Origin of the sequence: Alcaligenes sp. SORT26, from assembly GCF_017377875.1 — a bacterium.
In the GTDB taxonomy this organism is placed as follows: domain Bacteria; phylum Pseudomonadota; class Gammaproteobacteria; order Burkholderiales; family Burkholderiaceae_B; genus Alcaligenes; species Alcaligenes parafaecalis.
This window is the reverse complement of the sequence record NZ_CP070975.1, coordinates 23,326-48,349: the sequence shown is the minus strand read 5'-3', so window position 1 is coordinate 48,349 and position 25,024 is coordinate 23,326. Positions and strand designations below refer to the sequence as shown.

The window sequence follows — 25,024 nt, the reverse complement described above, 5'->3', positions numbered from 1 at the left end:
GACCCTTTTACAACGATGGACCCATAACTGAAATGACTGTGGAAACCCTCGCCCAGCAACAGGATCACCAACAGATTCTGGCGCTACTGGCCTCTGAACTGAACATCCGCATCCAACAAGCCGCCTCGACGGTAGAGCTCTTGGACAACGGGGCCACGGTCCCTTTTATCGCCCGTTATCGCAAAGAAGCAACCGGCGGCCTGGACGATAATGTCCTGCGTGACCTGGAAGTGCGCCTGATCTATTTGCGCGATATGCAATCGCGTCGTCATGCCATTCTGGAATCGATCCGCCAGCAAGAAAAACTGACGCCCGAGCTGGAGCAAGCCATTCTGGCGGCCGACACCAAGCAGCGTCTGGAAGACTTGTACGCCCCTTACAAGCCCAAGCGTCGTACCCGTGCCCAGATTGCCCGCGAAGCGGGCCTGGAGCCGCTGGCTGACGCTATCCTGGCACAAGCCAATGCCGACCCGCTGGCGCTGGCCGAAGGCTATCTGAATGCCGAGGCCAAAATCGACACGGCCAAAGCGGCCCTGGACGGTGCCCGCGACATTCTGGCCGAGCGCTTTGCCGAGCAAGCCGATCTGCTGGAAGCCATGCGCGACCATCTGTGGAAGTCTGCCCACCTGTACTCCAAGGTTGCCGAAGGCAAGGAGCAGGACGGTGACAAATTCCGCGACTGGTTCGATTTCAACGAAGCACTGCGTCAACTGCCTTCCCACCGTGTTCTGGCTTTGCTGCGCGGTCGCCAGCAAGGGGCGCTGGACTTGCGCCTGGGCCTGAACCCCGAACAAGATCAACTGCTGCCACACCCTTGTGTGCTGAAAGTGGCCGAGCTGACTGACATCGGTGCAGACTTCTCCGCCGACGCCAGCCCACGCGATCACTGGCTGGCCGAGGTCTGCCGCTGGACCTGGCGCGTCAAACTGCTGACGGCGTTTGAGTCCGAGCTGATTGGCCGTCTGCGCGAAGAAGCCGAGCAAGAGTCTACCCGCGTGTTTGCTGCCAACCTGCGCGATCTGCTGCTGGCCGCCCCCGCTGGCAATAAAGCCGTGTTGGGTCTGGACCCTGGTATTCGTACCGGCGTGAAAGCCGCGGTGATCGATGCGACCGGCAAAGTGCTGGATACCGCCACCGTCTACCCCTTCGAGCCACGCCGTGACCGCGAGGGCTCGATTCGCACTCTGGCCGGTCTGGCAACACGTTATCAGGTCGAACTGGTGGCGATTGGCAATGGCACCGCATCGCGCGAAACCGAGAAACTGGTCGCTGACCTGCAGTCCGCTTTCCCGCAATTGCCGCTGACCCGTGTGGTGGTATCCGAAGCAGGTGCTTCGGTGTACTCCGCTTCCGAGATGGCCGCCCAGGAATTTCCTGATATGGACGTCAGCCTGCGCGGTGCCGTCTCCATTGCACGCCGCCTGCAAGATCCGCTGGCCGAACTGGTCAAAATCGACCCCAAATCCATTGGTGTCGGCCAGTACCAGCACGATGTGAACCAGCGCGAACTGGCTCGCAGCCTGGATGCCGTGGTGGAAGATTGTGTGAACGCGGTAGGTGTGGACGTCAATACAGCTTCGGCTCCCCTGCTGGCCCGTGTTTCCGGCCTGAACAATACGCTGGCCAAGAACATCGTCACCTGGCGTGACGAGAACGGCGCTTTCCAAAGCCGCAAGCAATTGCGTGATGTGCCCCGCTTTGGTGAAAAAGCCTTCGAGCAAGCCGCTGGTTTTTTGCGTATTCCAGGTGCGGCCAATCCCTTGGATGCCTCCTCGGTTCACCCTGAGGCCTACCCCGTAGCGGCCCGTATTCTGGAGCGTCTGCAAACCGAAGCCAGTGAAGTCATGGGCAAGTCCGGCGCACTGAAAGGCCTGTCGCCCTCGGACTTTACCGATGAACGCTTTGGTTTACCGACCGTGCGTGATATTTTTAACGAAATTGAAAAGCCCGGCCGCGATCCTCGCCCTGAGTTCACCACCGCCAAGTTCCAGGAAGGCATCGACTCCCTGAAAGATCTGTCGCCCGGCATGATTCTGGAAGGTGTGGTTACCAACGTAGCCAACTTTGGGGCCTTTGTGGATATCGGTGTACACCAGGACGGTCTGGTCCATATCTCGGCCCTGTCTGAGACCTTTGTGAAAGACCCGCGCGATGTCGTTCGCGTTGGTCAGACGGTTAAGGTTAAAGTTCAGGAAGTGGATGTAGCCCGCAAGCGTATTGGTTTGACCATGCGCCTGAACGACGACAGCGCCCCGGTGCGTGGTTCCAGCAGCACAAGCAATGCTCCCCAGCGCCGTTCCGGTAACAATCGCCCCAACCGGCAAGCTGAACCGGCACCGACAGGTGCAATGGCAGCCGCCTTTAGCAAACTTCGGAGATAAGCCATGACTGAGACCGAGCGCCTTTCCCAACTGACGCGTCTGCTCAATCTGCTGACCGGATTTGATCAGAAGGAACAGGATATTGCAGCCATCAGCCAGTCCGTGCTGACAGCCAGCGCCAGCCCGGCAGCGATGGGCGAAGCATATGGCAAGCACGCCCAGAACCTGATGGAGCATGACCCTGATGGCGCTCTGATCCTGGCCATCAGCTACGAACTGGACGACTACCTGGCCCTGGCCGATACCGTGGACGAACTGTGGGAAGAAATCCTGGCCGCGTTTGAAAGCCAGGACCTGCCCGCCTTCCCCTACGAGGACATGCCATTTCAGGATGTGGACGGCTTTTTCCAATGGGCCAACGAGCAATTGAAGGAGTTTCATCCTTCCTACTGCCTGCTGGAGTTTGCCCAAAGCTATGACGAGGAATTTCAGCTTATCGTCGTTAAACGCGAGAACCTGGACGAAATTCTGAGCCTGTGTGAAAAACTGGGTATTCCCGCCCAGCCTGCCGAATAAGACAGGTATTTCTGGCCCAAGCCCATCATCAAGCCCTGCATGAATTATTCATGCGGGGCTTGATGCTTTTGGCCTGCCTGAATGCAAAGCGCCTCAAAGCGCATTAGACTAGTCCCGCCATCAGCGTCAACAAAGCGAGCTTCCTACACTCGCCTGACTGCCTGGCCCAAACACGAACATCTCACCTTGCCCTCACTGGCGCAAAGCCAGATCCAGCACAGCAAGGTCCAGAAGGAGAAGCATGGTGCAAAAGCACTGGTCGCAGGTCGAACTCCTGCACGAAACCGTATCCAACCCCAATATCCATGTGCGTGGCACACACAGCTACTACAGCCATGCCTGGACCGGCAGTTTTGAAGAAAGCGTGGTGCGTTACCTGTACGGAGACGAATACAGCCGCAAGGCCTGGACCTCTCAATGGCCGGTAGACCAGCTACATATTGGCGACTACGTATGTATCGGCGCCGAGGCCGTGATTCTGATGGGGGGTAACCATACCCATCGCATGGACTGGTTCAGCCTGTATCCCTTCGTGGACAAGATTACGGATGCCTATGTTGGCAAAGGCGACACCCATATCCATGACGGTGCCTGGATCGGCATGCGGGCCATGATCATGCCCGGTGTAGTGATTGGTGAAGGCGCTGTCGTGGCCTCCGGTGCGATTGTGACCAAGAGCGTGGCACCGTACACGATTGTGGCCGGGAACCCGGCTGTGCCCGTGCGCAAGCGCTTTGCTGAGGCAAGCATTGAACGATTGCTGGGCCTGAAGATATATGAATGGCCGGAAGAGAAATTCACAGCTCTGCGCGACGTGATCTGCGCAGAAGATATTGCGGCATTGGAGCTGGCCAGCAAAGACTGGGACCAGAAGTCCACAGTCTAGCTCCTGACTCAAGCTCACTGCATTCAGCGCGGGATTGATCCTCAGTCAAGGATCAATCCTGCAGCAGACACACTACTTAGTCACGCATCGAATCCAAAGCAGCTTCGACCGCATCACGCAGATCTGCCGATACGCGGGCGACTTCTTCACCAGCACAATGGATTTGCAGCTCCTGGCCGTCCTGCTTGGACACCTCTGCAAACGCTGCGATCTGCAATGCCTTGATCGCTACACCAGCCTGTTTAGGGTCAGCGTAGGAGCGGGACAGGAACAGCTCTTGTCCGGCAGCATCTTGCAGGCGGAAACGGAAGGTGCCGTCTTCGTCGCGGAAGTTCACAAAACGGGCTTTACGGGCCTTGGCTTCGGACTTGCTGGCAGCGGTACTCAAAGGATCACGCAGGCCCACAGCGGCCTTCAGCTCGTGGATGAAAGGCGTTGCGTAGGCACGTGCCTTGCGGGCACCCACTTGCAGCAGCTCTTCAATTTCCTGAGGGCGAGCCATCAGGGACTCGTAACGCTCGCGCATGGGAGCGATCATGGTCTCCAGAACCTGATGCAAGGCTTCTTTGGCCTCGCCCCACGCCATCCCTTCGATCAGTTGCTGACGGAAAATCTGGGTCTGCTCTGGCGTCGCGAAGGCCTTGTACAAAGCCGTCAGGTGGGAATCGTCCGGGTTCTTGGGTTCACCTGGACCTTTGGAGTCCGTCACGATACGGGCAATAGCAGACTTCAGTGCCTTGGCACCACCTTCAAACAAGGGAATGGTGTTGTCGTAGCTCTTGGACATCTTGCGACCGTCCAGGCCTGGCAACAAAGCCAGGTCTTCTTCTACCTGCACTTCAGGCAACACAAACAGCTCTTTGCCCCGACCGTACAAATGGTTGAAGCTCTTGGCGATATCGCGCGCCATTTCCAGGTGCTGTACCTGATCGCGACCCACGGGCACTTTGTGCGCGTTGAACATCAAGATGTCGGCCGCCATCAGCACGGGGTAGCTGAACAAGCCCATGGTGACGCCATCATCAGGCTCAATACCAGCAGCTTCGTTTTTATCCACGGAAGCTTTATAAGCGTGGGCTCGGTTCATCAGACCTTTACCAGTCACACAACCCAACATCCAGGACAGTTCCGGGATCTCTGGAATATCGGATTGACGGTAGAACGTAACTTTTTCCACATCCAGGCCGCAGGCTATCCAGGTAGCCGCAATCGCACGGCGCGAAATGGCTACGCGCTCCGGGTCGTCACATTTGATCAGGGCGTGGTAGTCAGCCATGAAGAAAAATGCGTCGACATCGGCTTGCTGGCTAGCGCGGATAGCAGGACGAATCGCCCCAGCATAGTTGCCCAAGTGTGGAATACCGGTCGTGGTAACGCCGGTCAGTACTCGTGTCGTCATGATAAAAAATACGCTTATAAAACTACGTGTCAGGGTCAGGGATCAGGCGCATTGGCCACCGGCCGCGCCCAGGCCCTACAAAATAACTGCCTGGCGCCGTTCTGACTCCAGGTACTCGCGCGATTGCATTTCCATCAAACGCGAGACAGTACGGTGGAACTCATTGGCCATGGGGCCATCTACATACAACTCTTCCTCGGGCACCGCCGCGGACATAATGAATTTGACTTTGTGATCGTAGAAAACGTCCACCAGCCAGGTAAAGCGCCGTGCAGCAGAAGCATCACGGGCGGTCATGCGAGGGACATCAGACAGGATCACGGTCTGGAAACGGTTGGCCAGTTCAAGATAATCGTTCTGCGAGCGCGCGCTGACGCACAGGGTCTCGAAATCAAACCACACGGCAGAACCTGACAAGGCCACGGCCTTCACTTCGCGGTTCTCAATGGTCAGCACAGGTTCCAGCGGAGCTGTATCCGACAAGGACGAGAACATGGATTGCAGCTCTGCCGTCGTGTCAGGGCCCAGCGGAGTCAGATAGGTTTTGACCTGCTCCAGAGCGCGGCGACGGTAATCTACGCCCGTATCCACGTTCATGATGTCCATGTTCTTCTGGATCAGCGCAATCGCGGGCAGAATCCGGTCACGATGCAAACCTTCCGGGTACAGCGTGGATGGCTCGTAGTTGGAGGTCATGACAAAGGACGTACCACGCTCGAACAGACCCAGCAGCAGCTTGTACAGAATCATGGCATCGGCCACATCCGAGACGTGGAACTCGTCAAAACAGATCAGGCGGTAACGCTTGGCGATACGCTTGGCGACTTCGTCCAGCGGGTCGCTCATGCCTTTGACCTGATTCAGCTCCTTGTGCACGCCACGCATGAACTCATGGAAGTGAATCCGGGTTTTGCGCTTGAGCGGCACCGTCAGATAGAAGGCGTCCATCAGGAAGCTCTTGCCACGCCCTACGCCACCCCACAGGTACACGCCACGCGGCACCTCCGGGCGGGAAAACATGCGACGCAAGGTACTGGAGCGCATTTTGCGGTACTCCACCCACTCGTCGTAATAGCGTTGCAGCCGGTCTATAGCTTGCTCCTGTGCCTCGTCGGCACGGTAGCCTTTTTCCGCTAAAGCCTGATGGTAATACTCGCGAACATTCATATCACTGAAAATAAAAGAACCTGTCCAGGACAGGTAGTGGTCTGCCAGCATGCACTGCGGTCCACAGCAGTACGGCTTCTGATGCAGGGTCTGAGCATACTGTGCGGTCAATTATCTCACGCACTGCAGCCGCTACGGACTGCTTTGATCAGCCTTTCGTGACGAAAAAAAGGGCGAGCCCGTGCCCGCCCTTTTCCAACAACACCCTGAAAGTCTATCAGAAGTTCAGAGCACGTTTGTCCACTGCCAAGGCCGCTTCTTTCAGGGCTTCGGACAGGGTTGGGTGAGCATGGCAAATACGGGCGATGTCTTCCGACGCGCCACGGAATTCCATGATCGCAACAGCTTCAGCCACCAGCTCGGAAGCCACAGGGCCCACAAAGTGAACGCCCAGAACTTCGTCGGTCTTGGCATCAGCCAGAACCTTCACAAAGCCGGTGGTGTCACCCAGTGCGCGGGCACGGCCGTTAGCCAGGAAGGGGAAGCTGCCAGCGCGGTAAGCACGGCCTTCGGTCTTCAGTTGCTGTTCGGTCTTGCCAACCCAAGCGATTTCAGGGGAGGTGTAGATAACCCAAGGCACAGTGTCAAAGTTGACGTGAGGTTGCTGACCAGCCAGACGCTCGGCCACAGCCACACCTTCCTCTTCGGCTTTGTGAGCCAGCATAGGACCACGAACCACGTCACCCACAGCCCAGATACCTGGCAGGCTGGTGGCGCAATCGTCGTCCACAACCACGAAACCACGCTCGTCCAGCTTCAGGCCAATGGTGTCAGCACCCAGACCGGCAGTGTTAGGAACACGGCCAATGGAGACGATCAGCTTGTCGGCTTCCAGCTTTTGCTCGGCACCCGAAGCATCTACGTAGTTGATGGCCACGTGCTTGGCGGTCTTTTTGATTTCGCCAACTTTCACGCCCACATTGATCTTCAGACCTTGCTTGGTGAAAGCTTTCAGGGCTTCCTTGGCAACGTCGCGATCCACGGCGGACAGGAACTCGGGAGCACCTTCCAGAATGGTCACTTCGGCACCCAGACGACGCCACACGCTACCCAGTTCCAGACCAATCACACCGGCACCGATAACGGCCAGTTTCTTGGGAACCTTGGGCAGACGCAATGCGCCGTCGTTGGACAGAATTTGTTCTTCGTCGAACTCGGCACCGGGCAAGGCACGAGCCGAGCTACCGGTAGCGATGATGACGTTCTTGGCAACCAGCTCTTCAGCGTTGGCACCGGCCACGTTCACCGACCAGCCACCGTCAACCTTGGCGCCAAACGAAGCGGTGCCGTGGAAGAAGTTAACTTTGTTCTTTTTGAACAGGTACAAGATACCGTCGTTGTTTTGCTTGACGACCACATCTTTACGGCCGACCAGCTTGTCCAGGTTCAGCGACACGCCCTTGACGTCCACGCCGTGCTCGGCCAGATGCAGATTGGCGTGCTCGAAGTGTTCGGACGATTGCAGCAAGGCCTTGGAAGGAATACAACCTACGTTGGTGCAAGTACCGCCAGGAGCGGGTTTGCCTTCAGCGGTGGACCAGGCGTCCACGCAAGCGACGCTCATACCCAGTTGAGCAGCACGGATGGCGGCAATGTAGCCACCAGGGCCTGCACCAATCACGACAACATCAAATTGCTTAGCCATAAAAAATCCCATAAATGTGAAAAGGCACACTGGACCGCCCAAGAATCAGACGGGAAACAATCAGGTGGCAACAGCCAACCCCCAGGTCCTTAAACAAAGTCGGCCAAGGCTTAGAAGCAAGCACTTGGCCGTATACAAACTAGACCGAAACTACCGCGTGCTTAGACGTTCAGCAGCAAACGCTGAGGATCTTCCAACGCTTCTTTCATGGCTACCAGACCCAGAACGGCTTCGCGGCCGTCGATGATGCGGTGGTCGTAGGACATAGCCAGGTAGTTCATGGGGCGAACCACGATCTGACCGTTTTCAACAACAGCGCGGTCCTTGGTGGCGTGAATGCCCAGGATGGCGGACTGAGGTGGGTTGATGATCGGGGTGGACAGCATGGAGCCGAACACACCACCGTTGGAGATCGAGAAGGTACCGCCTGTCATTTCTTCCAGAGTCAGCTTGCCGTCGCGAGCACGGGCACCGAAGTCAGCGATTTGCTTTTCGATGTCAGCAATCGACATTTGATCAGCGTTACGCAGGATAGGCACCACCAGACCACGTGGGCTACCAACAGCCACACCAATGTCGAAGTAACCGTGGTAGATGACGTCTTTGCCATCAACCGAGGCGTTCAGCACGGGGTATTTCTTCAAAGCAGCAACAGCGGCTTTAACGAAGAAGGACATGAAGCCCAGTTTCACACCGTGTTCTTTCTCGAACTGATCTTTGTATTTTTTACGCAGATCCAGCACAGCTTGCATGTTCACTTCGTTGAACGTGGTCAGCATGGCGTTTTCGGATTGCGACTGCAGCAGACGCTCGGCGATACGGGCACGCAGACGGCTCATGGGCACGCGCTGTTCTGGACGACCGTCCAGGGACAGGGTTGGAGGTGCAACAGGAGCGGCAGCAGGCTTGCTGGTGGCAGGAGCGTTAGCTTGCAGTGCGTCACCCTTGGTGATGCGACCACCACGGCCGGAACCTTCCACGGAGCTGGCTTCCACGCCCTTTTCAGCCAGGATCTTGGCAGCGGCAGGCGAAGCAACGGAAGAAGCAGCAGTGCTGGCAGCAGGAGCAGCGGCGGGGGCAGCAGCAGGAGCGGCTTGTTCAGCGGCGGCAGGAGCAGCAGCGGCGGCTTTGCCTTCGGAGTCGATACGAGCCAGCACGTCGCCGGAGGTAACGGTGCTGCCGTTAGCCTTGACGATTTCGCTCAGCACGCCCGAAGCAGGAGCTGGAACTTCCAGCACGACCTTGTCGGTTTCAACTTCGATCAGGATTTCGTCAGCCTGGACCATTTCGCCAGGTTGTTTTTTCCATTCCAGCAAAGTCGCTTCGGAGATGGATTCAGAGAGTTGGGGAACCAGAACGTCGGTAATTGCCATGATTATATTTTCCGTATTTAAAATTTGGGGTGCGTTATTTGGTCAGCATGAAGCCTTTGCGGACGCCGAAAGCCTGCTCCAGCAGCGCCTTGTGTTGTTCCTGGTGCTTGGCCAGGTAACCCACTGCAGGCGAAGCGGACGCGGCACGACCGGCGTAGCCTAGCTTCTGACCTTCGGTCATGTTCTCGTAGATGTGATGCTGAACGTAGAACCATGCACCTTGGTTTTGAGGTTCGTCCTGAACCCAGATAACTTCCTTGGCGTTGCTGTATTTAGCCAGCTCTGCCTGGAAGGCCTTGTGGGCAAACGGATACAACTGCTCCACACGGATAATGGCAATATCGTTGCGCTCCAGCTCTTTACGGTGGTTCACCAGATCGTAGTAAACCTTGCCCGAGCAAGCCAGAACACGTTTGACAGCGGCTGCATCAATTGCCTGATCCGTCTCGCCGATCACGGGCATGAAATGACCTTCAGCCAGATCGCTCATTGGCGAGGTAGCGTCTTTATTACGCAGCAAGGACTTGGGCGTCATGATGACCAAAGGCTTGCGGAAAGGACGGATCATCTGACGACGCAGAACGTGGAAGATCTGGGCGCCGTTGGTAGGCTGGACAACCTGGATGTTGTTGTCTGCGCACAATTGCAAGAAACGCTCGATACGGGCCGAGGAGTGCTCCGGACCCTGACCTTCGTAGCCGTGTGGCAGCATCAAGGTCAGACCGCAATGACGGCCCCACTTGGCTTCACCCGATGTAATGAACTGGTCAATCACAACCTGAGCACCGTTGGCGAAGTCGCCGAACTGGGCTTCCCAGATGGTCAGGATGTTAGGTTCTGCAGAGGCGTAACCGTATTCAAAGGCCAGCACGGCTTCTTCGGACAGGACCGAGTCGATCACCGTGAAGTTGGCTTGGCCTTCCGACACGTTTTGCAGAGGAATGTAAGCACCATCATTCCAGCGCTCACGTTTTTGATCGTGCAATACAGCGTGACGGTGTGTGAACGTACCACGGCCCGAATCCTGACCGGTAATACGGATGGCGTAGCCATTGTTCACCAAAGTTGCAAAGGCCAAGTGCTCGCCCATGCCCCAGTCCACTTGGGCTTCGCCGCGTGCCATGGCACGACGGTCGTTCAGCATGCGGTTGACCAGTGGGTGAACGGTGAAGTCTTCAGGCACAGTAGTCAGTTTTTCACCGATGCGTGCCAGTTCGGACAGAGGCAAAGCGGTGTCTGCCTGGTCAGTCCATTTGGCGCCCAGGAAAGCGGACCAGTCGGTCGCGTACTTGTTCTTGTAGTCAGTCAGAACAGGTTCAACCGTGCGCTTGCCGTCTTCCATCAGTTGACGGTAGGCCTTGACCAGATCTTCGGGCTCGTTCTCGGCCAGAATGCCTTGAGCAACCAGCTTGTCGGCGTACAGTTTGCGCGTACCGTTATGCTGACCAATCTTCTTGTACATCAGCGGCTGGGTCATCGAGGGAGTGTCTTGCTCGTTGTGGCCCAGTTTACGGAAGCAAACAATATCAACCACGACGTCGTGCTTGAATTCGCGGCGGAAGTCCAGAGCCAACTGAGTCACGAACACAACAGCTTCGGGATCGTCGCCGTTGACGTGGAACACAGGGGCTTCAATCATCTTGACCACGTCCGTGCAATACAGCGTGGAGCGTGTATCGCGGGGGTCAGAGGTGGTGAAACCGATCTGGTTGTTAATAACGATGTGCAGCGTGCCACCGGTACCGTAGCCACGAGTCTGGGCCAGGTTCAGTGTTTCCATGACCACGCCCTGGCCGGCAAATGCCGCGTCACCGTGTACCAGCACGGGCAACACCTGGCTGCCTTCTTCGTCGTTACGACGATCCTGGCGAGCACGGACCGAACCCTCGACCACTGGGTTCACAATTTCCAGGTGGGATGGGTTAAAGGCCAGGGACAGGTGAACTGGACCGCCACGGGTGGACAGGTCGCTGGAGAAACCGTTGTGGTATTTCACGTCGCCGTCGGTCAGGCCTTCAGCGTGATGACCTTCAAATTCGGCAAACAGGTCACCGGGCATTTTGCCCATGATGTTGACCAGCATGTTCAGACGACCACGGTGGGCCATACCCACGATGATTTCCTGAACGCCGTTCTCGCCAGCGTGGTTGACGACCTCATCCATACAAGCGATGAAGCTCTCGCCACCTTCCAGGGAGAAGCGTTTCTGACCTACGTATTTGGTGTGCAGGAAGCGCTCCAGGCCTTCGGCCTCGGTCAACTGCTGCAGGATGTTGCGTTTTTGGTCAACGTCGAAAGAACCTGTGCCATGCACCGACTCCAGGCGCTGTTGAATCCAGCGCTTGACGACGGGGTCGGAGATGTACATGAATTCTGCGCCCACCGAACGCGAGTACGTATCACGCAAGGCCTTGAGCATGTCGCGCAGCGTCATGGTGTCGGCTTTGGTGAAGTAGGTGTTGGTGGCGGAGTAGACCTGGTCCAGATCCGCTTCGGTCAAACCGTAGAAAGCGGGGTCCAGTTCAGGGATGCTGGGGCGTTCGGAGCGCTTCAGGGGATCCAGTTCGGCAATGCGGGCACCCAGGGAGCGGTAAGCAGCAATCATGGACTGAATCGACACTTGCTTCATGGCAACTGTCAGGTCCGGAGCTTGCGCGCTGGTCAGGAAGGCATTGGCTTTGGCACGTTGGGCGAAAGACTCGACGATAGGAGCGTGAGCTTGATCGCGGGTGCTGTCGCGGCCGTCAGTAGCAGGCTGATGCTGCAACTGATCGAAGTACTCGCGCCACTGGTCGGCGACGGAGCCTGGATTGTCGAGGTAGGACTCGTAGAGTTCTTCGACGTAAGGAGCATTGCTCCCGAACAAATAAGAGTTACTGAGCAGTTCTTTTTGCGATGACATTATTACGCTTCACCTAGCCGAGTGTTTCACTCGTGTTGAGATGCAGGAAAACCTTCCGCGACACGGACCTCGCCGGTTAGCGGATAGCAGGAGCAGAAGGCAACGTAGGACGCCTTATACAAGCCGTATCGATCTAGTATAACGCCGCACACAAAAGGCGCAATTAATGACATCTAAAATGCTTGGCGACTGCATCAGACCGTTGGCATTAACAAACACATCGATCTATCACAAGGGCGAATTCTTACAAAAGAAGCGCTCCAAATCATGATTGACGCCCCTGTGGCGCCCCACATGAAGGAAAAATTCCGATATGCTAATCGTGTGCAGCAAGTACGCGCTTCGCGGGCCCCTTTTCCACCAAACCGAGCCCAGCCTGCCCTTGGTCACCTTGAGGCAGGCAACAAGCGTTGCCATGACATATGCTGTCTATAACAAATCAGCACCTACCTGGTGACTGTATTTCTTATAAATTAGATTTACTTTTACACATAAAAAATCCTATCAGGAGCTTTACCAAATGGATGCCAACGCCGATCTGGCCAAACTTGCGCTGGACTATCACGCGTATCCCACTCCCGGGAAAATCTCGGTGGTTCCCACCAAGACCCTAGCCAATCAAGATGACCTCTCGCTAGCCTATTCCCCCGGCGTCGCATCTGCTTGCATGGCCATCCACGCCGAAGGCGAAGAAGCCGCCGCCAAGTACACCTCGCGCGCCAACCTGGTGGCTGTGGTCACCAACGGTACCGCTGTGCTGGGTCTGGGCAATATCGGCCCTCTGGCCGCCAAGCCCGTCATGGAAGGCAAAGGCTGCCTGTTCAAGAAATTCGCTGGCATTGATGTGTTCGATATCGAATTGAACGAAACCGATCCGGACAAGCTGGTCGACATCATTGCTGCACTGGAACCCACCCTGGGCGGTGTGAACCTGGAAGACATCAAGGCCCCCGAGTGCTTCTACATCGAGAAGAAGCTGCGCGAGCGCATGAGCATTCCCGTGTTCCACGACGACCAGCACGGTACCGCCATCATCTCGTCCTCCGCAGTTCTGAACGGCCTGAAAGTCGTTAACAAGAACATTGGCGACATCAAACTGGTGTGCTCGGGCGCTGGCGCTGCTGCCATTGCTTGCCTGGACTTGCTGGTTGCCCTGGGCGTGAAGCTGAGCAACATTTTCGTGGCTGACTCGCGTGGCATCATCTGGAAAGGCCGTGACGAGAACATGGAGCCCAACAAGGCTCGCTACGCTCAAGACACCGACGCCCGCACTCTGGCTGATGCCATGGTCGGCGCTGACGTATTCCTGGGTTGTTCGGCTCCTGGCGTTCTGAGTGCCGACATGGTCAAGACCATGGCCGACAAGCCTCTGATTCTGGCCCTGGCTAACCCCGAGCCTGAAATCCGCCCTGAAGTGGCCAAGGCTGCCCGCCCTGACTGCATCATCGCGACCGGCCGTTCGGACTACCCGAACCAGGTCAACAACGTGCTGTGCTTCCCCTTCATTTTCCGTGGTGCCCTGGACGTTGGCGCCAGCGTGATCAACGAAGAAATGAAGCTGGCTTGCGTGAAAGCCATTGCCGAGCTGGCCCAGGTCGAGCAAAGCGACGATATGGCCACCGCTTACGGCGGCGAAGATCTGCGTTTTGGTCCTGAGTACATCATCCCCAAACCGTTTGATTCCCGTCTGATCGTTCAGATCGCTCCTGCCGTGGCCCAAGCTGCGATGGACTCCGGCGTTGCCGCCCGTCCTATCGAAGACATGGACGCCTACCGTCAGAAACTGATCGCCATGACCTACCACACCGGCCCGCTGATGCGTCCGTTGTACATGCAGGCCAAGGCCGCGCCCAAGCGCATCATTTACGCTGACGGCGAAGACGAGCGCGTATTGCGTGCCGTGCAAACCGTGGTGGACGAAAAGCTGGCCCAGCCTATCCTGGTCGGCCGTCCCAACGTGATCGAAATGCGCGTCAAGAAAGCCGGTTTGCGTCTGGAAGCAGGCAAGAACGTGCAAATCGTTGACCCCGAAGACGACGACCGCTTTACCGACACCTGGACCGCTTACTACAAGCTCAAAGCACGTGAAGGCGTTACTCCAGACATCGCCAAAGCCATGATCCGCAAGCACAACTCGCTGATCGGCGTGATGCTGCTGCAACGCGGTGACGCGGACGGCATGATCTGCGGTGTGGCCAGCAACTACGACAGCCAACTGCAATACGTTGAGCAAGTCATTGGCCTGAAGAAAGAAGCACAAACCTTCGCCGCCATGAACGTACTGATGCTGCCAACACAAACTCTGTTTGTGTGCGACACGCACGTTAACGAGAACCCCAACGCCGAACAGATCGCCGACATGACGATCCAGGCCGCCGAGGAAGTTCGTCGTTTTGGCGTGGTGCCTCGCGTGGCTCTCTTGTCGCACTCGAACTTTGGCAGCCGCCAGACCGAGTCCTCGCGCAAGATGGCCAAGGCTCGTCAGATCCTGGCAGAACGTGCTCCAGACCTGGAAGTGGACGGCGAAATGCACGCTGACTCCGCCCTGTCCGAGAAGATCCGCCTGAAAGCCTTCCCCGACAGCACGCTGCGCGGTTCGGCCAACCTGCTGATCACTCCTAACCTGGACGCTGGCAACATCACGTACAACATGCTGAAGATGACAGGCAGCAACGGTGTGGCCATGGGCCCCATCCTGCTGGGTGCGGCTCGCCCCATCCACATCCTGACCACCAGCGCTACTGTGCGTCGCATCATCAACATGACAGCCCTGGCTGTTGTGGATGCTCAGCAAGAAGCCCAGCAAAACAGCTAATCCTGTTTAGCTGAATAAAAACCGGATGCCGCTTTACGCCGCATCCGGTTTTTTTATTTCATGCTGACTCCAGCACCCTGCTTCAATAAACAGATCTGTCGCCTGATCCCACAGAGTATCAATACTCAAGATCAAGCTCATTTACCCCGCAACAGACACAGCACAGGCGCATAGTGACCGATGTCCTTTAGCGAACAGCGGAAGGCAAATAACCAAAACGTGCGCGGAATCGGTCGGAGAAACGAGCACGGGACTGATATCCGCAAGCCTGTGCAATATGTGGAATGGTCCAGGATGTCGTCTGGAGCAACATCAGGGCATGGTGCATACGAGTGTCGATCAGCAGCTCCTCGAAACGCACACTTTCACCGGCAAGACGTCGCCGCAAGGTGGCCTCGCTCATCGCCAATGCACGGCCAGCCTCATGCGCTGTCCAGTTCTGATCCGGCGCCTCACCTATCAAGGTGCGCAAGCGCCCGGCAGTACCGTTCTGTTTGATGCCCTTGAATACATGACCTCGCTCGGCAAGGGCAAAGAGGAAATCCATCAGTCGGCACTGGAGCCTTTCATCGCTCACACGTTTGGCATCCACGCTTTCGAGAACTCGATGGAACGTAGATTCGAGGTCCGCGTCCAGTGATGCCAGCCGATAAGGCATCAGGCTCGCGCGCTCCAATGTTTGAGCGGAGCGATCACGCTGAAAGACGTCCAATAGGTCTGCCGAGAGCGTCAGGAAGATAGAGCAGAAACGCTTCTCGGGGCCATCTGGCGTTTTCAGCAAGTCGACGCAAGTGCCCGGTTCGACGAGCAATAGCGACGTTGGAGTGTCAATCGCAAGCGGGTGGGCATCATCATTCAAGTCGAGCTGCCCCGTAGCGACAAGCAGCACGGTGGCATCATGGAACAAAAACCGCGGCGTGTACTGCACCTGAGTCAGTACTGGCTGCGCCAAGGCGCACAAGCCACGCCGAAGCACTGGCGTGCCAGATGGCAGCGACCAGTGACGGCCAGGCTCAGATTGTGCAGTTGTCTGAGCGATTGCTTGCTCGCTTTGCCGTGACTCTGCAGTGCCCCACTTGCGCTGGCTCACAAATCAGCCAAGCGACACGGAAGGGTTTAGGCTGTACAAGCCAGTCAGGCTGGCTTGCCCCAGCACCGGAGCAGCAGCCAGTGCCGCGCGCACGTTAACACCTGTGAGTGGACCATCCAACGCAAGCGCGGGTGTCGCCAAGGCATAGACCGTGAAGATATAGCGGTGAACCAGTGTGTCATTCCAGGGCGGGCATGGGCCATCATAGCCGTGGTAATCGCCCTTCATTTGTTCGTCACCAGCGAACCAGGCGGTGTAGTCGTTGATGCCGTGGCGCAAACCGCCTTCAAGCTCAGGGCCGGGCTTGCCACGCGGCGTGACACTGCTGGAATGCGAGCCTGATGCGATCTGCGTCGTATTGGCAGGAATGTCGAGCAGCAGCCAGTGAAAAAAGTCGACTCGAGGCAGATCAGCAGGCACGTCACGGCCTTCCTGATTCACATCATCTCCACGACTGGGCACGTCCGGGTCATGACAGACGATGACGAATGACTGAGTACCTGCGGGAACATCGCTCCAGGCAAGATGCGGATTACGATTCGACGACAGCGCAATGTGTGCGCTGGCATCGGGTATGGCGAAAGCAAATTCGCCTGGAATCGCCTGGCCGTCCTGGAAGCTTTGACTGATGAGTTGCATGTGAGTTTTCTTCTGGTGATTGTTGAAAAAGCGCTGTTGTACCGACCTGCGCACAATAGATAAGCATTCTAAGGACGCAAACACTCTTCAAAAGCATCAAATCCAATCAATTGTTTTTCATTTCCAATCAAATTGATCTGTTTGGGACTATTTGATGGGTCATAGAACTTAAATCTCAGAATCAGCACACACGGTCGTACCGAACTCATTTCAACCCAGCTAAACATGCACCACGACGCAGGAGCGACCTACTTCCGCACTCGTCCAGCGCGCACAGACAAAGGCCAATTGATTCGACGGTGCAGATCAGAATCGCCCCACTGTTTACGCAGTTCTGCTTCCACCTCACTCAAGACACTACTGCCCAGTGCCTTCTCTGCTGCTTTCACCGCAGACCAGGTTCTGATGTATCCCAATAACTGCGGAAGATTCCAATCCACTTCTATCGCCAAAGAAGGCAAGCTCAGCTCCTGAAAAGGAAAGTCCAAACTACGATAACCTTCCTCCACATGGCGACGCTCCGGTGGCCAGTAAGCACCGATGGTTTCATAGTAGAAGTGCTGCATCACGCTATCTACCCCACCTTCCACGTGCAGCACGCCGTAGGTGATCAATGCCAGCAAGGCATCAGGTCGGGCAATACGCTGAACCTCGGCGTAGAAAAGCTCCAGGTCCAGCCAATGAGCTGCTTGCGCAACGGTGATCAAATCCACGCTGCCATCAGGCAGACCGCTGTTTTCAGCCAGGGCAGTCCGATAGCTCACACCCTCTTGCGGCTGCGCCTGGGCAATCTGATCAGCACTGCCATCCGTGGCGATCACTTCCTTGAATCGCTTGGCCAACAGCACAGAAAGCTGCCCTGTCCCGCAGCCGCAATCCAGCGCTCTATCCTGTGCGGGACTGAGCTCAGCCAATACATCAACCAGCTTTTGTGGATAGCTGGGGCGGTAGCTGGCATAGTCGGCTGCAACCGTAGAAAAGTGATCTTTGAACTTGGACTCTTCCATCACCCCACCTCTGTCGTTTGATTTCAATCCGTATAGTAGTTGGCAAGGCAAAAAAAAACGCACCCCATCAAGGAGTGCGTACTTTTGCCTTCCCCTACTGCTGATGCCGCAGGGGAAAAGCATCAGCGATTAACGCTGAGCAGGTACGTCGCGCTGGACTGGACCCACGTACAACTGACGTGGACGGCCAATCTTGTAATCTGGATCGGACAGCATTTCGTTCCACTGAGCAATCCAGCCTACGGTACGAGCCAAAGCGAAGATCGCTGTGAACAAGGACGTCGGGATGCCGATAGCACGCTGAACGATACCCGAGTAGAAGTCCACGTTGGGGTACAGTTTGCGCTCGACGAAGTATGGATCTTCCAGAGCAATGCGCTCGACTTCCATGGCCAGCTTGAACAGAGGATCGTTCTCCAGGCCCAGGGCTTCCAGAACTTCCTTGCAAGTCTCTTGCATCAGCTTGGCGCGTGGGTCGTAGTTCTTGTAGACACGGTGACCAAAGCCCATCAGGCGAACGCCCGAGTTCTTGTCCTTGACCTTCTCCATGAACTCGCCAACCTTGTCGATGCCACCGTTGGCTTGCAACTCTTCCAGCATGTTCAGGCAAGCTTCGTTTGCACCACCGTGGGCAGGCCCCCACAAGCAAGCAACACCCGCAGCAATCGCAGCGAAAGGATTGGTGCCGGACGAACCGCACAGACGCACGGTGGAGGTCGAGGCGTTTTGCTCGTGATCTGCATGCAGGATGAAGATACGGTCCAGAGCGCGCTCAACCACTTCGTTGACCTTGTAGTCTTCGCAAGGGGTAGCGAACATCATGCGCAAGAAGTTGCCGGTGTAGGACAAATCATTCTTGGGATAGATGAAAGGCTGTCCCAAAGAATACTTGTACGCCATCGCAACCAGAGTAGGCAGCTTGGCGATCAAGCGAATAGCCGACACATGACGGTGATGAGGATTCGTGATGTCCGTGGAATCATGATAGAACGCCGACAAGGCACCGACCAGGCCAGTCAGTATTGCCATGGGGTGAGCGTCCGGACGGAAGCCACGCAGGAAGTGCTGCATCTGTTCCTGAACCATGGTGTGGTTCGTGACCAGGGAATCAAATTCCTGCTTCTGATCTGCGTTCGGCAAGTCGCCGTTCAGGATCAGGTAGCACACATCCATGAAATCGCACTTTTGTGCCAACTGGTCGATCGGGTAGCCACGGTACATCAACTGGCCTTTGTCGCCGTCAATGTAGGTGATACCGGATTCGCAAGCCGCCGTCGCCATAAAGCCGGGGTCATAGGTAAACATACCTGTCTGACCGTAGAGCTTACGGATATCGATCACGTCCGGACCTACGGTGCCCTTGTGTACAGGGAACTCAACCGAAGGGCTTCCGTCGGAGAAGGATAGCGTGGCTTTTTTATCTGACAATTCCATCACTTTTTTCCTCAATGGTTATAGCTTTCGCATAATGTCTACTAGTCGCTGAATGTCCGGTGTGGCGTACTGCCCTTCTGGCTCGGAGCGAGCCAGAAGGACATCCAGCAAAACTGTATCGTCCATTTCGAACAAGCGGGTCAGGGCCGACACGTCCTGATCAGTCAGCTCGTTTTCGTATTGATCCAGAAAACGGGTGATCATCAAGTCGTTTTCAAGCAAGCCCCGGCGAGCACGCCAACGCAGACGCGCACGCTCCAATTCCGTCAATGTTCTCATCGGTACATACCCACCTTTTTAGATACTGCGACGCACCAGCATTTCTTTGATCTTGCCGATGGCATGCGACGGGTTCAGTCCTTTTGGACAGACGTCCGTGCAATTCATGATCGTGTGGCAGCGGAACAAGCGGTATGGATCTTCCAGATTATCCAGACGCTCGCCCGTTGCTTCGTCACGCGAGTCAGCAATGAAACGATAGGCTTGCAACAAACCAGCAGGACCGACGAACTTGTCGGGGTTCCACCAGAACGATGGGCAAGAGGTCGAGCAGCAGGCGCACAGAATGCACTCGTACAGACCATCGAGCTCCTCACGGGCTTCAGGCGTTTGCAAACGCTCTTTCTCTGGAGGAGGTGCATCGTTGATCAGGAATGGCTTGACCGAATGGTACTGATCAAAGAAGTGGGTCATGTCCACGATCAGGTCACGGATAACCGGCAGACCTGGCAGTGGGCGCAAGACCACAGGTTCTTTCAAGTCACGCATATTGGTGGTGCAGGCCAGACCGTTCTTGCCATTGATGTTCATGGCATCGGAACCGCACACACCTTCGCGGCAGGAACGACGCAGCGCCAGGCTGTCGTCCATGTCGTTTTTAATGCGCAAAATCGCATCGAGCAGCATCTTGTCGGTTGGTTCCAACTCGACTTCGATTTTCTGCATGTAGGGACGCTCGTCCTTATCAGGATCGTAGCGATAGATTTCAAATTTGACCTTACGTTTTTGGCTCATATCAGTATCCTGCTTAGAAAGTCCGGGCCTTGGGCGGAATCGTTTCGGCTGTCAGAGGCTTCATCTGGACAGGCTTGTACTCCAGACGGCTGCCTTCCGAGAACCACAGGGTGTGACGCAGCCAGTTTTCGTCGTCACGTTCCGGGTGGTCGTTCAGGGCATGAGCACCGCGACTTTCAGTACGATTGGCGGCCGACTTCGTGGTGGCACGAGCCACTTCGATCATGTTGGCCACTTCCAGGGCTTCAATACGGGCGGTATTGAACACCTTGGACTTGTCTTTGAAGTAAATGTCTTTGACTTCGGGAACCAGGGAATCGATCTGTTCGACACCCTTGTGCAGCAGATCCAGGGTACGGAACACGCCGCAGTGAGCCTGCATGGCCACACGAATCTTGTTGCCCACGTCCTGTGCCTTTTCGCCCGATGTACGGGATTCCAGACGGTTGACGCGATCCAGCGAGTACTCGATGGAGGACTCGTTGATTTCCTGGTGAGCGTGAGTTTTCTCGGGGTGCGAATCCACAATGTGGTTGCCCGCAGCGCGACCAAACACGATCAGATCCAGCAAGGAGTTCGTACCCAGACGATTGGCACCGTGCACGGAAGTAGCGGCACATTCACCGATGGCGTACAGACCGTTGACGATCTTGTTCTCGCCGGTTGGCGTTTGGGTCACAACCTGACCGTAGTAGTTCGTGGGGATACCGCCCATCTGGTAGTGGATGGTTGGAACCACGGGGATCGGGTCTTTGATCGGGTCCACGTTACCGAACTTGATCGCGATTTCGCGAATCGATGGCAAGCGTTTCTTGATGACGTCAGCACCCAGGTGATCCAGCTTCAGCACCACATAGCTGCCGTCGCCACAACCACGACCTTCCTTGATTTCCTGGTCCATGGAACGGGACACGAAGTCACGTGGGGCCAAGTCTTTCAGGGTGGGAGCGTAACGCTCCATGAAGCGCTCGCCGTCTTTGTTCAGCAAGATACCGCCTTCACCGCGCACGCCTTCGGTAATCAGCACGCCAGCACCGGCAACGCCAGTGGGGTGGAATTGCCAGAACTCCATGTCTTGCAAAGGCAGACCGGCACGAGCAGCCATACCCAGGCCGTCACCGGTGTTGATGAAGGCGTTGGTGGAAGCAGCCCAGATACGGCCAGCACCACCGGTAGCCAGCACCACGCGCTTGCCTTCCAGAACGTAGATTTCGCCGGTTTCCATTTCCAGAGCGGTTACGCCCAGAACGTCGCCTGCTTCGTTACGCAGCAGATCCAGAGCCATCCATTCCACGAAGAACTGGGTACGAGCAGCCACGTTACGCTGGTACAGCGTGTGCAGCATGGCATGGCCAGTACGGTCAGCAGCGGCACAGGCACGTTGAACAGGCTTTTCACCGAAGTTGGCGGTGTGACCACCAAATGGACGCTGATAAATGGTGCCGTCCTGGTTACGGTCAAACGGCATACCGAAGTGCTCGAGCTCGTACACAGCGTGTGGAGCTTCACGGCACATGAATTCGATGGCGTCCTGGTCGCCCAGCCAGTCCGAACCTTTAACGGTGTCGTACATGTGCCAGTACCAGTGGTCCTCGCTCATGTTACCCAAAGAGGCACTGACGCCACCTTGAGCAGCCACGGTGTGGGAGCGGGTTGGGAACACCTTGCTGAGCACGGCCACGGACAAGCCAGCCTGAGCCAATTGCAGGGAACAACGCATACCGGCGCCACCGGCACCGACCACCACTACGTCAAACTGACGGCGGGGCAAAGAGTTTGTGATGGAAGCCACGGTTTAGAGACTCCAGATAATTTTTGCAAAAAAGACGACACTGGCAACCAGCCACAGCAAGGTCAACACCTGCAGCAACAAGCGCAAACCAGCGGGCTTGACGTAGTCCATCCAGATGTCACGCACACCAATCCAGGCGTGCCAGGACAAAGACAGGAAGAACAAGGTTGCCAGCAACTGACCCAAAGGCAGGGAGCCGACCGTGAACGAGAACAGGCCGCGCCAGGTCTCGAAATTCAATTCACTGCTGAACAGGATGCCGCCAACAATGACCAAGGTGTAGATGGCCATGATGACTGCGGTAACGCGTTGTGCCAGAAAGTCCAAGGTACCGTAGTGGGCACCCACTACCAGGCGGTTTGCGCCAATGCGCTCACGATTTGCCATTACCACACCCCAAACAGTTTCAAACCAAACACAACGGTCAGCGCCAAGCTAACCCCGAACACCATACCGGCCGATTTCTTGGCGGACTCTTTGTCGTTACCCAGGTGCAGGTCCAGTGCCAGATAGCGGATACCGGCACAGAAGTGGTGCAGGTAGCCCCAGATCAGGACCAGAAGGATCAGCTTACAGACGGGGTTGTCGACGTAGCTGCGCAAGGTCTCGAAGGACTCTGGAGAGCTGACGCTCAAAGAGAACAGTGGCAATAAGACGAGCGGCAGGCAAAGAAACAGCAATGCGCCACTGACGCGATGCAAAATCGACGATTTTGCAGCCAGGGGCAAGCGGTAATTCAATATCTGCGGCACGCTGATATTGCGATACTGCGGGCGCTGCTTGGGTGCGGTATCAGACATGATGGCCTCGAAGTAGATAAAAAAAAGTCATAAAATTTTTAACCTTGGTATTTTCACCTATTTGACACTACGGTGCAGTATCAAATACCGTATGCCGCCGCACTAGCTGAGCGTGTTTCGGTAATGGAAGCGCTCAGTTAGGTACAAGCCCCGGCGCAACTCCATCGGTCGGTCACCATAGGTATAGGACACGCGTTCCACGTGCAGGAGTGGCGATCCAGCCGCCACCTGCAAGACCGCTGCGGCCTCCTCGGTAGCGCTGATTGCGCCAATCTTTTCATCGGCGCGCACCATGCTGACGCCAAACTTGCTCTCGAACCAGGCGTACATCGGACCCTTGTTCTGCTCGACGGCTTCCAGGGTCAAACCCTTGAAGACGGAGCCAGGCAACCAGATATCGTCATAAATGGTGGGGACCTGATCAAAGGACAGAACCCGACGCAGGTTCACCACCATGTCCGAGGTGCGCAGATCCAGCAGCACGGCCACATCGGTAGGCGCTTTCATGCGGCGCACATCCAGAATGCGGCTTTGGGAGGCGACGGGCTTGCCATCGTCCGGGGCCAGACGCAAAAAACGAAAACGCACACGCGCTTCGTGATGGGTAGCCACAAAGGTGCCTTTACCCTGGCGACGAATCAGGAGATTGTCGGCAGCCAGCTCGTCAATGGCTTTACGTACCGTGCCCTGGCTGACCTGAAAACGGGCGGCCAGTTCCAGTTCGCTGGGGATGGCTTCGCCGGGTTTCCACTCGCCACGATCCAGCCCTTGCAGCAGCAAAGCCTTGATCTGTTGATACAGAGGGCTATAGGCCGCGCTAGGAGCGGATTTTTCGATTTCCTGGGTGCGTAGCGGCGGCACGTTATCAGACATGGGGCTCATAAAAAATGCGCGATCAATACAGCCTGCGGCGCGCATTTGTTCATAAAATAGACAGTGCACTAATTTTCGCATGACCGGCCCCGAATGTCTAACGCTCTTATGTCTTATATAAGATATAAGACGTTTGACGCCGCTATCGTTTTGGTCTAGTCTGCGCAGTGAAAAAAGAGGCTTTTCCTCTTGCGAAAAACCGTTTTCCACGCCAGCCGACCGGTCAGCAAAAGATTTAAACTGTGTTTTTCGTCACCGTCTTCAAACCCAAAAACGGAGTCTTACTCTCATGTCCAAACCCGCAATGCGTGTCGCCGTTACCGGCGCTGCTGGCCAGATTGGTTACGCCCTGCTGTTTCGCATCGCCTCTGGCGAAATGCTGGGCAAAGACCAGCCTGTAATCCTGCAGTTGCTGGAACTCGCCGACGAGAAAGCCCAAAAGGCCCTGAAGGGCGTCATGATGGAACTGGACGACTGCGCCTTCCCGCTGCTGCAAGGCATGTCCGCCCACAGCGACCCTGAAACCGCATTCAAGGATGTTGATATCGCCCTGCTGGTCGGTGCCCGTCCTCGCGGCCCAGGCATGGAGCGTAAAGATCTGCTGGCCTTCAACGCCCAGATCTTCACTGCACAAGGCCGTGCCCTGAACAAAGTGGCCAGCCGTGACGTGAAAGTGCTGGTGGTCGGCAACCCTGCCAACACCAACGCCTACATCGCCATGAAGTCGGCTCCTGATCTGCCAGCAAAGAACTTCACCGCCATGCTGCGTCTGGACCACAACCGCGCCCTGTCGCAGTTGGCCACCAAGTCCGGCAAGGCTGTTGCTGACATCGAGAACCTGATTGTGTGGGGCAACCACTCGCCCACCATGTACCCTGACACCCGTTTCGCTACCGTGAACGGCGAGAAGATCGACGCGATCATCAACGATCAGGCCTGGAACCGCGAAACCTTCATCCCCACCGTGGGCAAACGTGGCGCCGCCATCATCGAAGCCCGTGGCCTGTCCTCGGCTGCTTCGGCTGCCAACGCGGCCATCGACCACGTGCGTGACTGGGTCCTGGGCTCCAACGGCAAATGGGTCACCATGGGTGTTCCTTCGGACGGCTCCTACGACATTCCTGAAGGCATCATCTACGGCGTGCCTGTGACCACCGAAAACGGTGAGTACAAGCGTGTTGAAGGCCTGGAAATCGACGCCTTTTCGCGTGAGCGCATGGACCACACCCTGAACGAGCTGCTGGAAGAGCGCGACGGTGTGAAAGACCTGCTGGGCTAATTAAGCCACCAG

At 56.4% G+C, this 25,024-nt stretch carries 20 protein-coding genes; 5 read left to right on the top strand and 15 right to left on the bottom strand.

Translation table 11 applies throughout. From position 1 onward, the window contains the following. The first annotated feature begins 32 nt into the window (after positions 1 to 32). The 3 genes from JYG33_RS00195 to JYG33_RS00185 all read left to right on the top strand — a co-directional run bounded on the left by JYG33_RS00195 (position 33) and on the right by JYG33_RS00185 (position 3,783). A complete protein-coding gene (locus tag JYG33_RS00195; protein WP_207873627.1) occupies positions 33 to 2,381 on the top strand; it encodes a Tex family protein in 2,349 nt (782 codons plus the stop codon). A 3-nt stretch (positions 2,382 to 2,384) separates the two neighbouring features. Continuing rightward, a complete protein-coding gene (locus tag JYG33_RS00190; RefSeq protein WP_207873626.1) occupies positions 2,385 to 2,897 on the top strand; it encodes a hypothetical protein in 513 nt (170 codons plus the stop codon). 241 nt (positions 2,898 to 3,138) lie between these two features. Then, the gene (locus tag JYG33_RS00185; RefSeq protein WP_207873625.1) at positions 3,139 to 3,783 is read left to right on the top strand and encodes a CatB-related O-acetyltransferase; all 645 of its coding nucleotides are present in this window, start codon (positions 3,139 to 3,141) and stop codon (positions 3,781 to 3,783) included. Between the two features lie 76 nt (positions 3,784 to 3,859). On the opposite strand, the gene JYG33_RS00180 is transcribed toward JYG33_RS00185, so the two are convergent. The 5 genes from JYG33_RS00180 to JYG33_RS00160 form a co-directional block, all read right to left on the bottom strand. Continuing rightward, positions 3,860 to 5,182 carry a tryptophan--tRNA ligase gene (locus tag JYG33_RS00180; RefSeq protein ID WP_207873624.1) on the bottom strand — a complete coding sequence of 441 codons (1,323 nt, stop codon included), beginning with the start codon at positions 5,180 to 5,182 and terminating at the stop codon, positions 3,860 to 3,862. 75 nt (positions 5,183 to 5,257) lie between these two features. Continuing rightward, positions 5,258 to 6,349 carry a cell division protein ZapE gene (gene zapE / locus JYG33_RS00175; protein WP_207875674.1) on the bottom strand — a complete coding sequence of 364 codons (1,092 nt, stop codon included), beginning with the start codon at positions 6,347 to 6,349 and terminating at the stop codon, positions 5,258 to 5,260. Between the two features lie 217 nt (positions 6,350 to 6,566). Beyond that, a complete protein-coding gene (gene lpdA, locus JYG33_RS00170) occupies positions 6,567 to 7,994 on the bottom strand; it encodes a dihydrolipoyl dehydrogenase (RefSeq protein WP_153229430.1) in 1,428 nt (475 codons plus the stop codon). A gap of 161 nt (positions 7,995 to 8,155) precedes the next feature. Then, positions 8,156 to 9,367 (bottom strand): 2-oxoglutarate dehydrogenase complex dihydrolipoyllysine-residue succinyltransferase, encoded by a 1,212-nt coding sequence (odhB, locus tag JYG33_RS00165; protein WP_207873623.1) that lies wholly within the window; start codon positions 9,365 to 9,367, stop codon positions 8,156 to 8,158. 34 nt (positions 9,368 to 9,401) lie between these two features. After that, a complete protein-coding gene (locus JYG33_RS00160) occupies positions 9,402 to 12,269 on the bottom strand; it encodes a 2-oxoglutarate dehydrogenase E1 component (RefSeq protein ID WP_207873622.1) in 2,868 nt (955 codons plus the stop codon). 520 nt (positions 12,270 to 12,789) lie between these two features. On the opposite strand from JYG33_RS00160, the gene JYG33_RS00155 reads away from it, so the two are divergent. Continuing rightward, positions 12,790 to 15,084 (top strand): NADP-dependent malic enzyme, encoded by a 2,295-nt coding sequence (locus JYG33_RS00155; protein WP_207873621.1) that lies wholly within the window; start codon positions 12,790 to 12,792, stop codon positions 15,082 to 15,084. A 187-nt stretch (positions 15,085 to 15,271) separates the two neighbouring features. On the opposite strand, the gene JYG33_RS00150 is transcribed toward JYG33_RS00155, so the two are convergent. The 10 genes from JYG33_RS00150 to JYG33_RS00105 all read right to left on the bottom strand — a co-directional run bounded on the left by JYG33_RS00150 (position 15,272) and on the right by JYG33_RS00105 (position 23,733). Next, a complete protein-coding gene (locus JYG33_RS00150; protein ID WP_243430228.1) occupies positions 15,272 to 16,036 on the bottom strand; it encodes a helix-turn-helix transcriptional regulator in 765 nt (254 codons plus the stop codon). Between the two features lie 141 nt (positions 16,037 to 16,177). After that, positions 16,178 to 16,813: a YbhB/YbcL family Raf kinase inhibitor-like protein gene (locus JYG33_RS00145; RefSeq protein ID WP_207873620.1), complete on the bottom strand. Its 636-nt coding sequence runs from the start codon at positions 16,811 to 16,813 to the stop codon at positions 16,178 to 16,180. 248 nt (positions 16,814 to 17,061) lie between these two features. Then, positions 17,062 to 17,820 (bottom strand): class I SAM-dependent methyltransferase, encoded by a 759-nt coding sequence (locus JYG33_RS00140; RefSeq protein WP_207873619.1) that lies wholly within the window; start codon positions 17,818 to 17,820, stop codon positions 17,062 to 17,064. A 129-nt stretch (positions 17,821 to 17,949) separates the two neighbouring features. After that, the gene (gltA, locus tag JYG33_RS00135) at positions 17,950 to 19,254 is read right to left on the bottom strand and encodes a citrate synthase (protein WP_207873618.1); all 1,305 of its coding nucleotides are present in this window, start codon (positions 19,252 to 19,254) and stop codon (positions 17,950 to 17,952) included. 18 nt (positions 19,255 to 19,272) lie between these two features. Then, positions 19,273 to 19,533 carry a succinate dehydrogenase assembly factor 2 gene (locus JYG33_RS00130; RefSeq protein WP_003802528.1) on the bottom strand — a complete coding sequence of 87 codons (261 nt, stop codon included), beginning with the start codon at positions 19,531 to 19,533 and terminating at the stop codon, positions 19,273 to 19,275. An 18-nt stretch (positions 19,534 to 19,551) separates the two neighbouring features. Next, positions 19,552 to 20,268 carry a succinate dehydrogenase iron-sulfur subunit gene (locus JYG33_RS00125; RefSeq protein WP_003802530.1) on the bottom strand — a complete coding sequence of 239 codons (717 nt, stop codon included), beginning with the start codon at positions 20,266 to 20,268 and terminating at the stop codon, positions 19,552 to 19,554. Between the two features lie 13 nt (positions 20,269 to 20,281). Further along, positions 20,282 to 22,060 carry a succinate dehydrogenase flavoprotein subunit gene (gene sdhA / locus JYG33_RS00120; protein WP_207873617.1) on the bottom strand — a complete coding sequence of 593 codons (1,779 nt, stop codon included), beginning with the start codon at positions 22,058 to 22,060 and terminating at the stop codon, positions 20,282 to 20,284. A 3-nt stretch (positions 22,061 to 22,063) separates the two neighbouring features. Next, positions 22,064 to 22,447, bottom strand: a complete 384-nt coding sequence (sdhD, locus tag JYG33_RS00115; RefSeq protein WP_207873616.1) for a succinate dehydrogenase, hydrophobic membrane anchor protein — start codon at positions 22,445 to 22,447, stop codon at positions 22,064 to 22,066. Next, entirely contained in the window at positions 22,447 to 22,860 is a 414-nt protein-coding gene (sdhC, locus tag JYG33_RS00110; RefSeq protein WP_207873615.1) for a succinate dehydrogenase, cytochrome b556 subunit, read from the bottom strand. Before sdhC ends, sdhD begins: the two co-directional genes overlap by 1 nt. 102 nt (positions 22,861 to 22,962) lie before the next feature. Continuing rightward, positions 22,963 to 23,733 (bottom strand): GntR family transcriptional regulator, encoded by a 771-nt coding sequence (locus tag JYG33_RS00105; protein ID WP_207875672.1) that lies wholly within the window; start codon positions 23,731 to 23,733, stop codon positions 22,963 to 22,965. 289 nt (positions 23,734 to 24,022) lie between these two features. On the opposite strand from JYG33_RS00105, the gene JYG33_RS00100 reads away from it, so the two are divergent. Then, positions 24,023 to 25,012 carry a malate dehydrogenase gene (locus tag JYG33_RS00100; protein ID WP_207873614.1) on the top strand — a complete coding sequence of 330 codons (990 nt, stop codon included), beginning with the start codon at positions 24,023 to 24,025 and terminating at the stop codon, positions 25,010 to 25,012. The last annotated feature ends 12 nt before the right edge of the window (positions 25,013 to 25,024 follow it).

What these genes read in the sequence shown, in the direction of transcription:
- lpdA (WP_153229430.1), bottom strand. Translation starts at nt 7,994, where the DNA reads ATGGCTAAGCAATTTGATGTTGTCGTGATTGGTGCAGGCCCTGGTGGC.
- JYG33_RS00155 (WP_207873621.1), top strand. Translation starts at nt 12,790, where the DNA reads ATGGATGCCAACGCCGATCTGGCCAAACTTGCGCTGGACTATCACGCG.
- JYG33_RS00130 (WP_003802528.1), bottom strand. Translation starts at nt 19,533, where the DNA reads ATGAGAACATTGACGGAATTGGAGCGTGCGCGTCTGCGTTGGCGTGCT.
- JYG33_RS00195 (WP_207873627.1), top strand. Translation starts at nt 33, where the DNA reads ATGACTGTGGAAACCCTCGCCCAGCAACAGGATCACCAACAGATTCTG.
- gltA (WP_207873618.1), bottom strand. Translation starts at nt 19,254, where the DNA reads ATGGAATTGTCAGATAAAAAAGCCACGCTATCCTTCTCCGACGGAAGC.
- JYG33_RS00145 (WP_207873620.1), bottom strand. Translation starts at nt 16,813, where the DNA reads ATGCAACTCATCAGTCAAAGCTTCCAGGACGGCCAGGCGATTCCAGGC.
- JYG33_RS00125 (WP_003802530.1), bottom strand. Translation starts at nt 20,268, where the DNA reads ATGAGCCAAAAACGTAAGGTCAAATTTGAAATCTATCGCTACGATCCT.
- odhB (WP_207873623.1), bottom strand. Translation starts at nt 9,367, where the DNA reads ATGGCAATTACCGACGTTCTGGTTCCCCAACTCTCTGAATCCATCTCC.
- sdhC (WP_207873615.1), bottom strand. Translation starts at nt 22,860, where the DNA reads ATGTCTGATACCGCACCCAAGCAGCGCCCGCAGTATCGCAATATCAGC.
- sdhD (WP_207873616.1), bottom strand. Translation starts at nt 22,447, where the DNA reads ATGGCAAATCGTGAGCGCATTGGCGCAAACCGCCTGGTAGTGGGTGCC.
- zapE (WP_207875674.1), bottom strand. Translation starts at nt 6,349, where the DNA reads ATGAATGTTCGCGAGTATTACCATCAGGCTTTAGCGGAAAAAGGCTAC.
- JYG33_RS00140 (WP_207873619.1), bottom strand. Translation starts at nt 17,820, where the DNA reads ATGGAAGAGTCCAAGTTCAAAGATCACTTTTCTACGGTTGCAGCCGAC.
- JYG33_RS00100 (WP_207873614.1), top strand. Translation starts at nt 24,023, where the DNA reads ATGTCCAAACCCGCAATGCGTGTCGCCGTTACCGGCGCTGCTGGCCAG.
- JYG33_RS00185 (WP_207873625.1), top strand. Translation starts at nt 3,139, where the DNA reads ATGGTGCAAAAGCACTGGTCGCAGGTCGAACTCCTGCACGAAACCGTA.
- JYG33_RS00190 (WP_207873626.1), top strand. Translation starts at nt 2,385, where the DNA reads ATGACTGAGACCGAGCGCCTTTCCCAACTGACGCGTCTGCTCAATCTG.
- JYG33_RS00160 (WP_207873622.1), bottom strand. Translation starts at nt 12,269, where the DNA reads ATGTCATCGCAAAAAGAACTGCTCAGTAACTCTTATTTGTTCGGGAGC.
- JYG33_RS00105 (WP_207875672.1), bottom strand. Translation starts at nt 23,733, where the DNA reads ATGTCTGATAACGTGCCGCCGCTACGCACCCAGGAAATCGAAAAATCC.
- JYG33_RS00180 (WP_207873624.1), bottom strand. Translation starts at nt 5,182, where the DNA reads ATGACGACACGAGTACTGACCGGCGTTACCACGACCGGTATTCCACAC.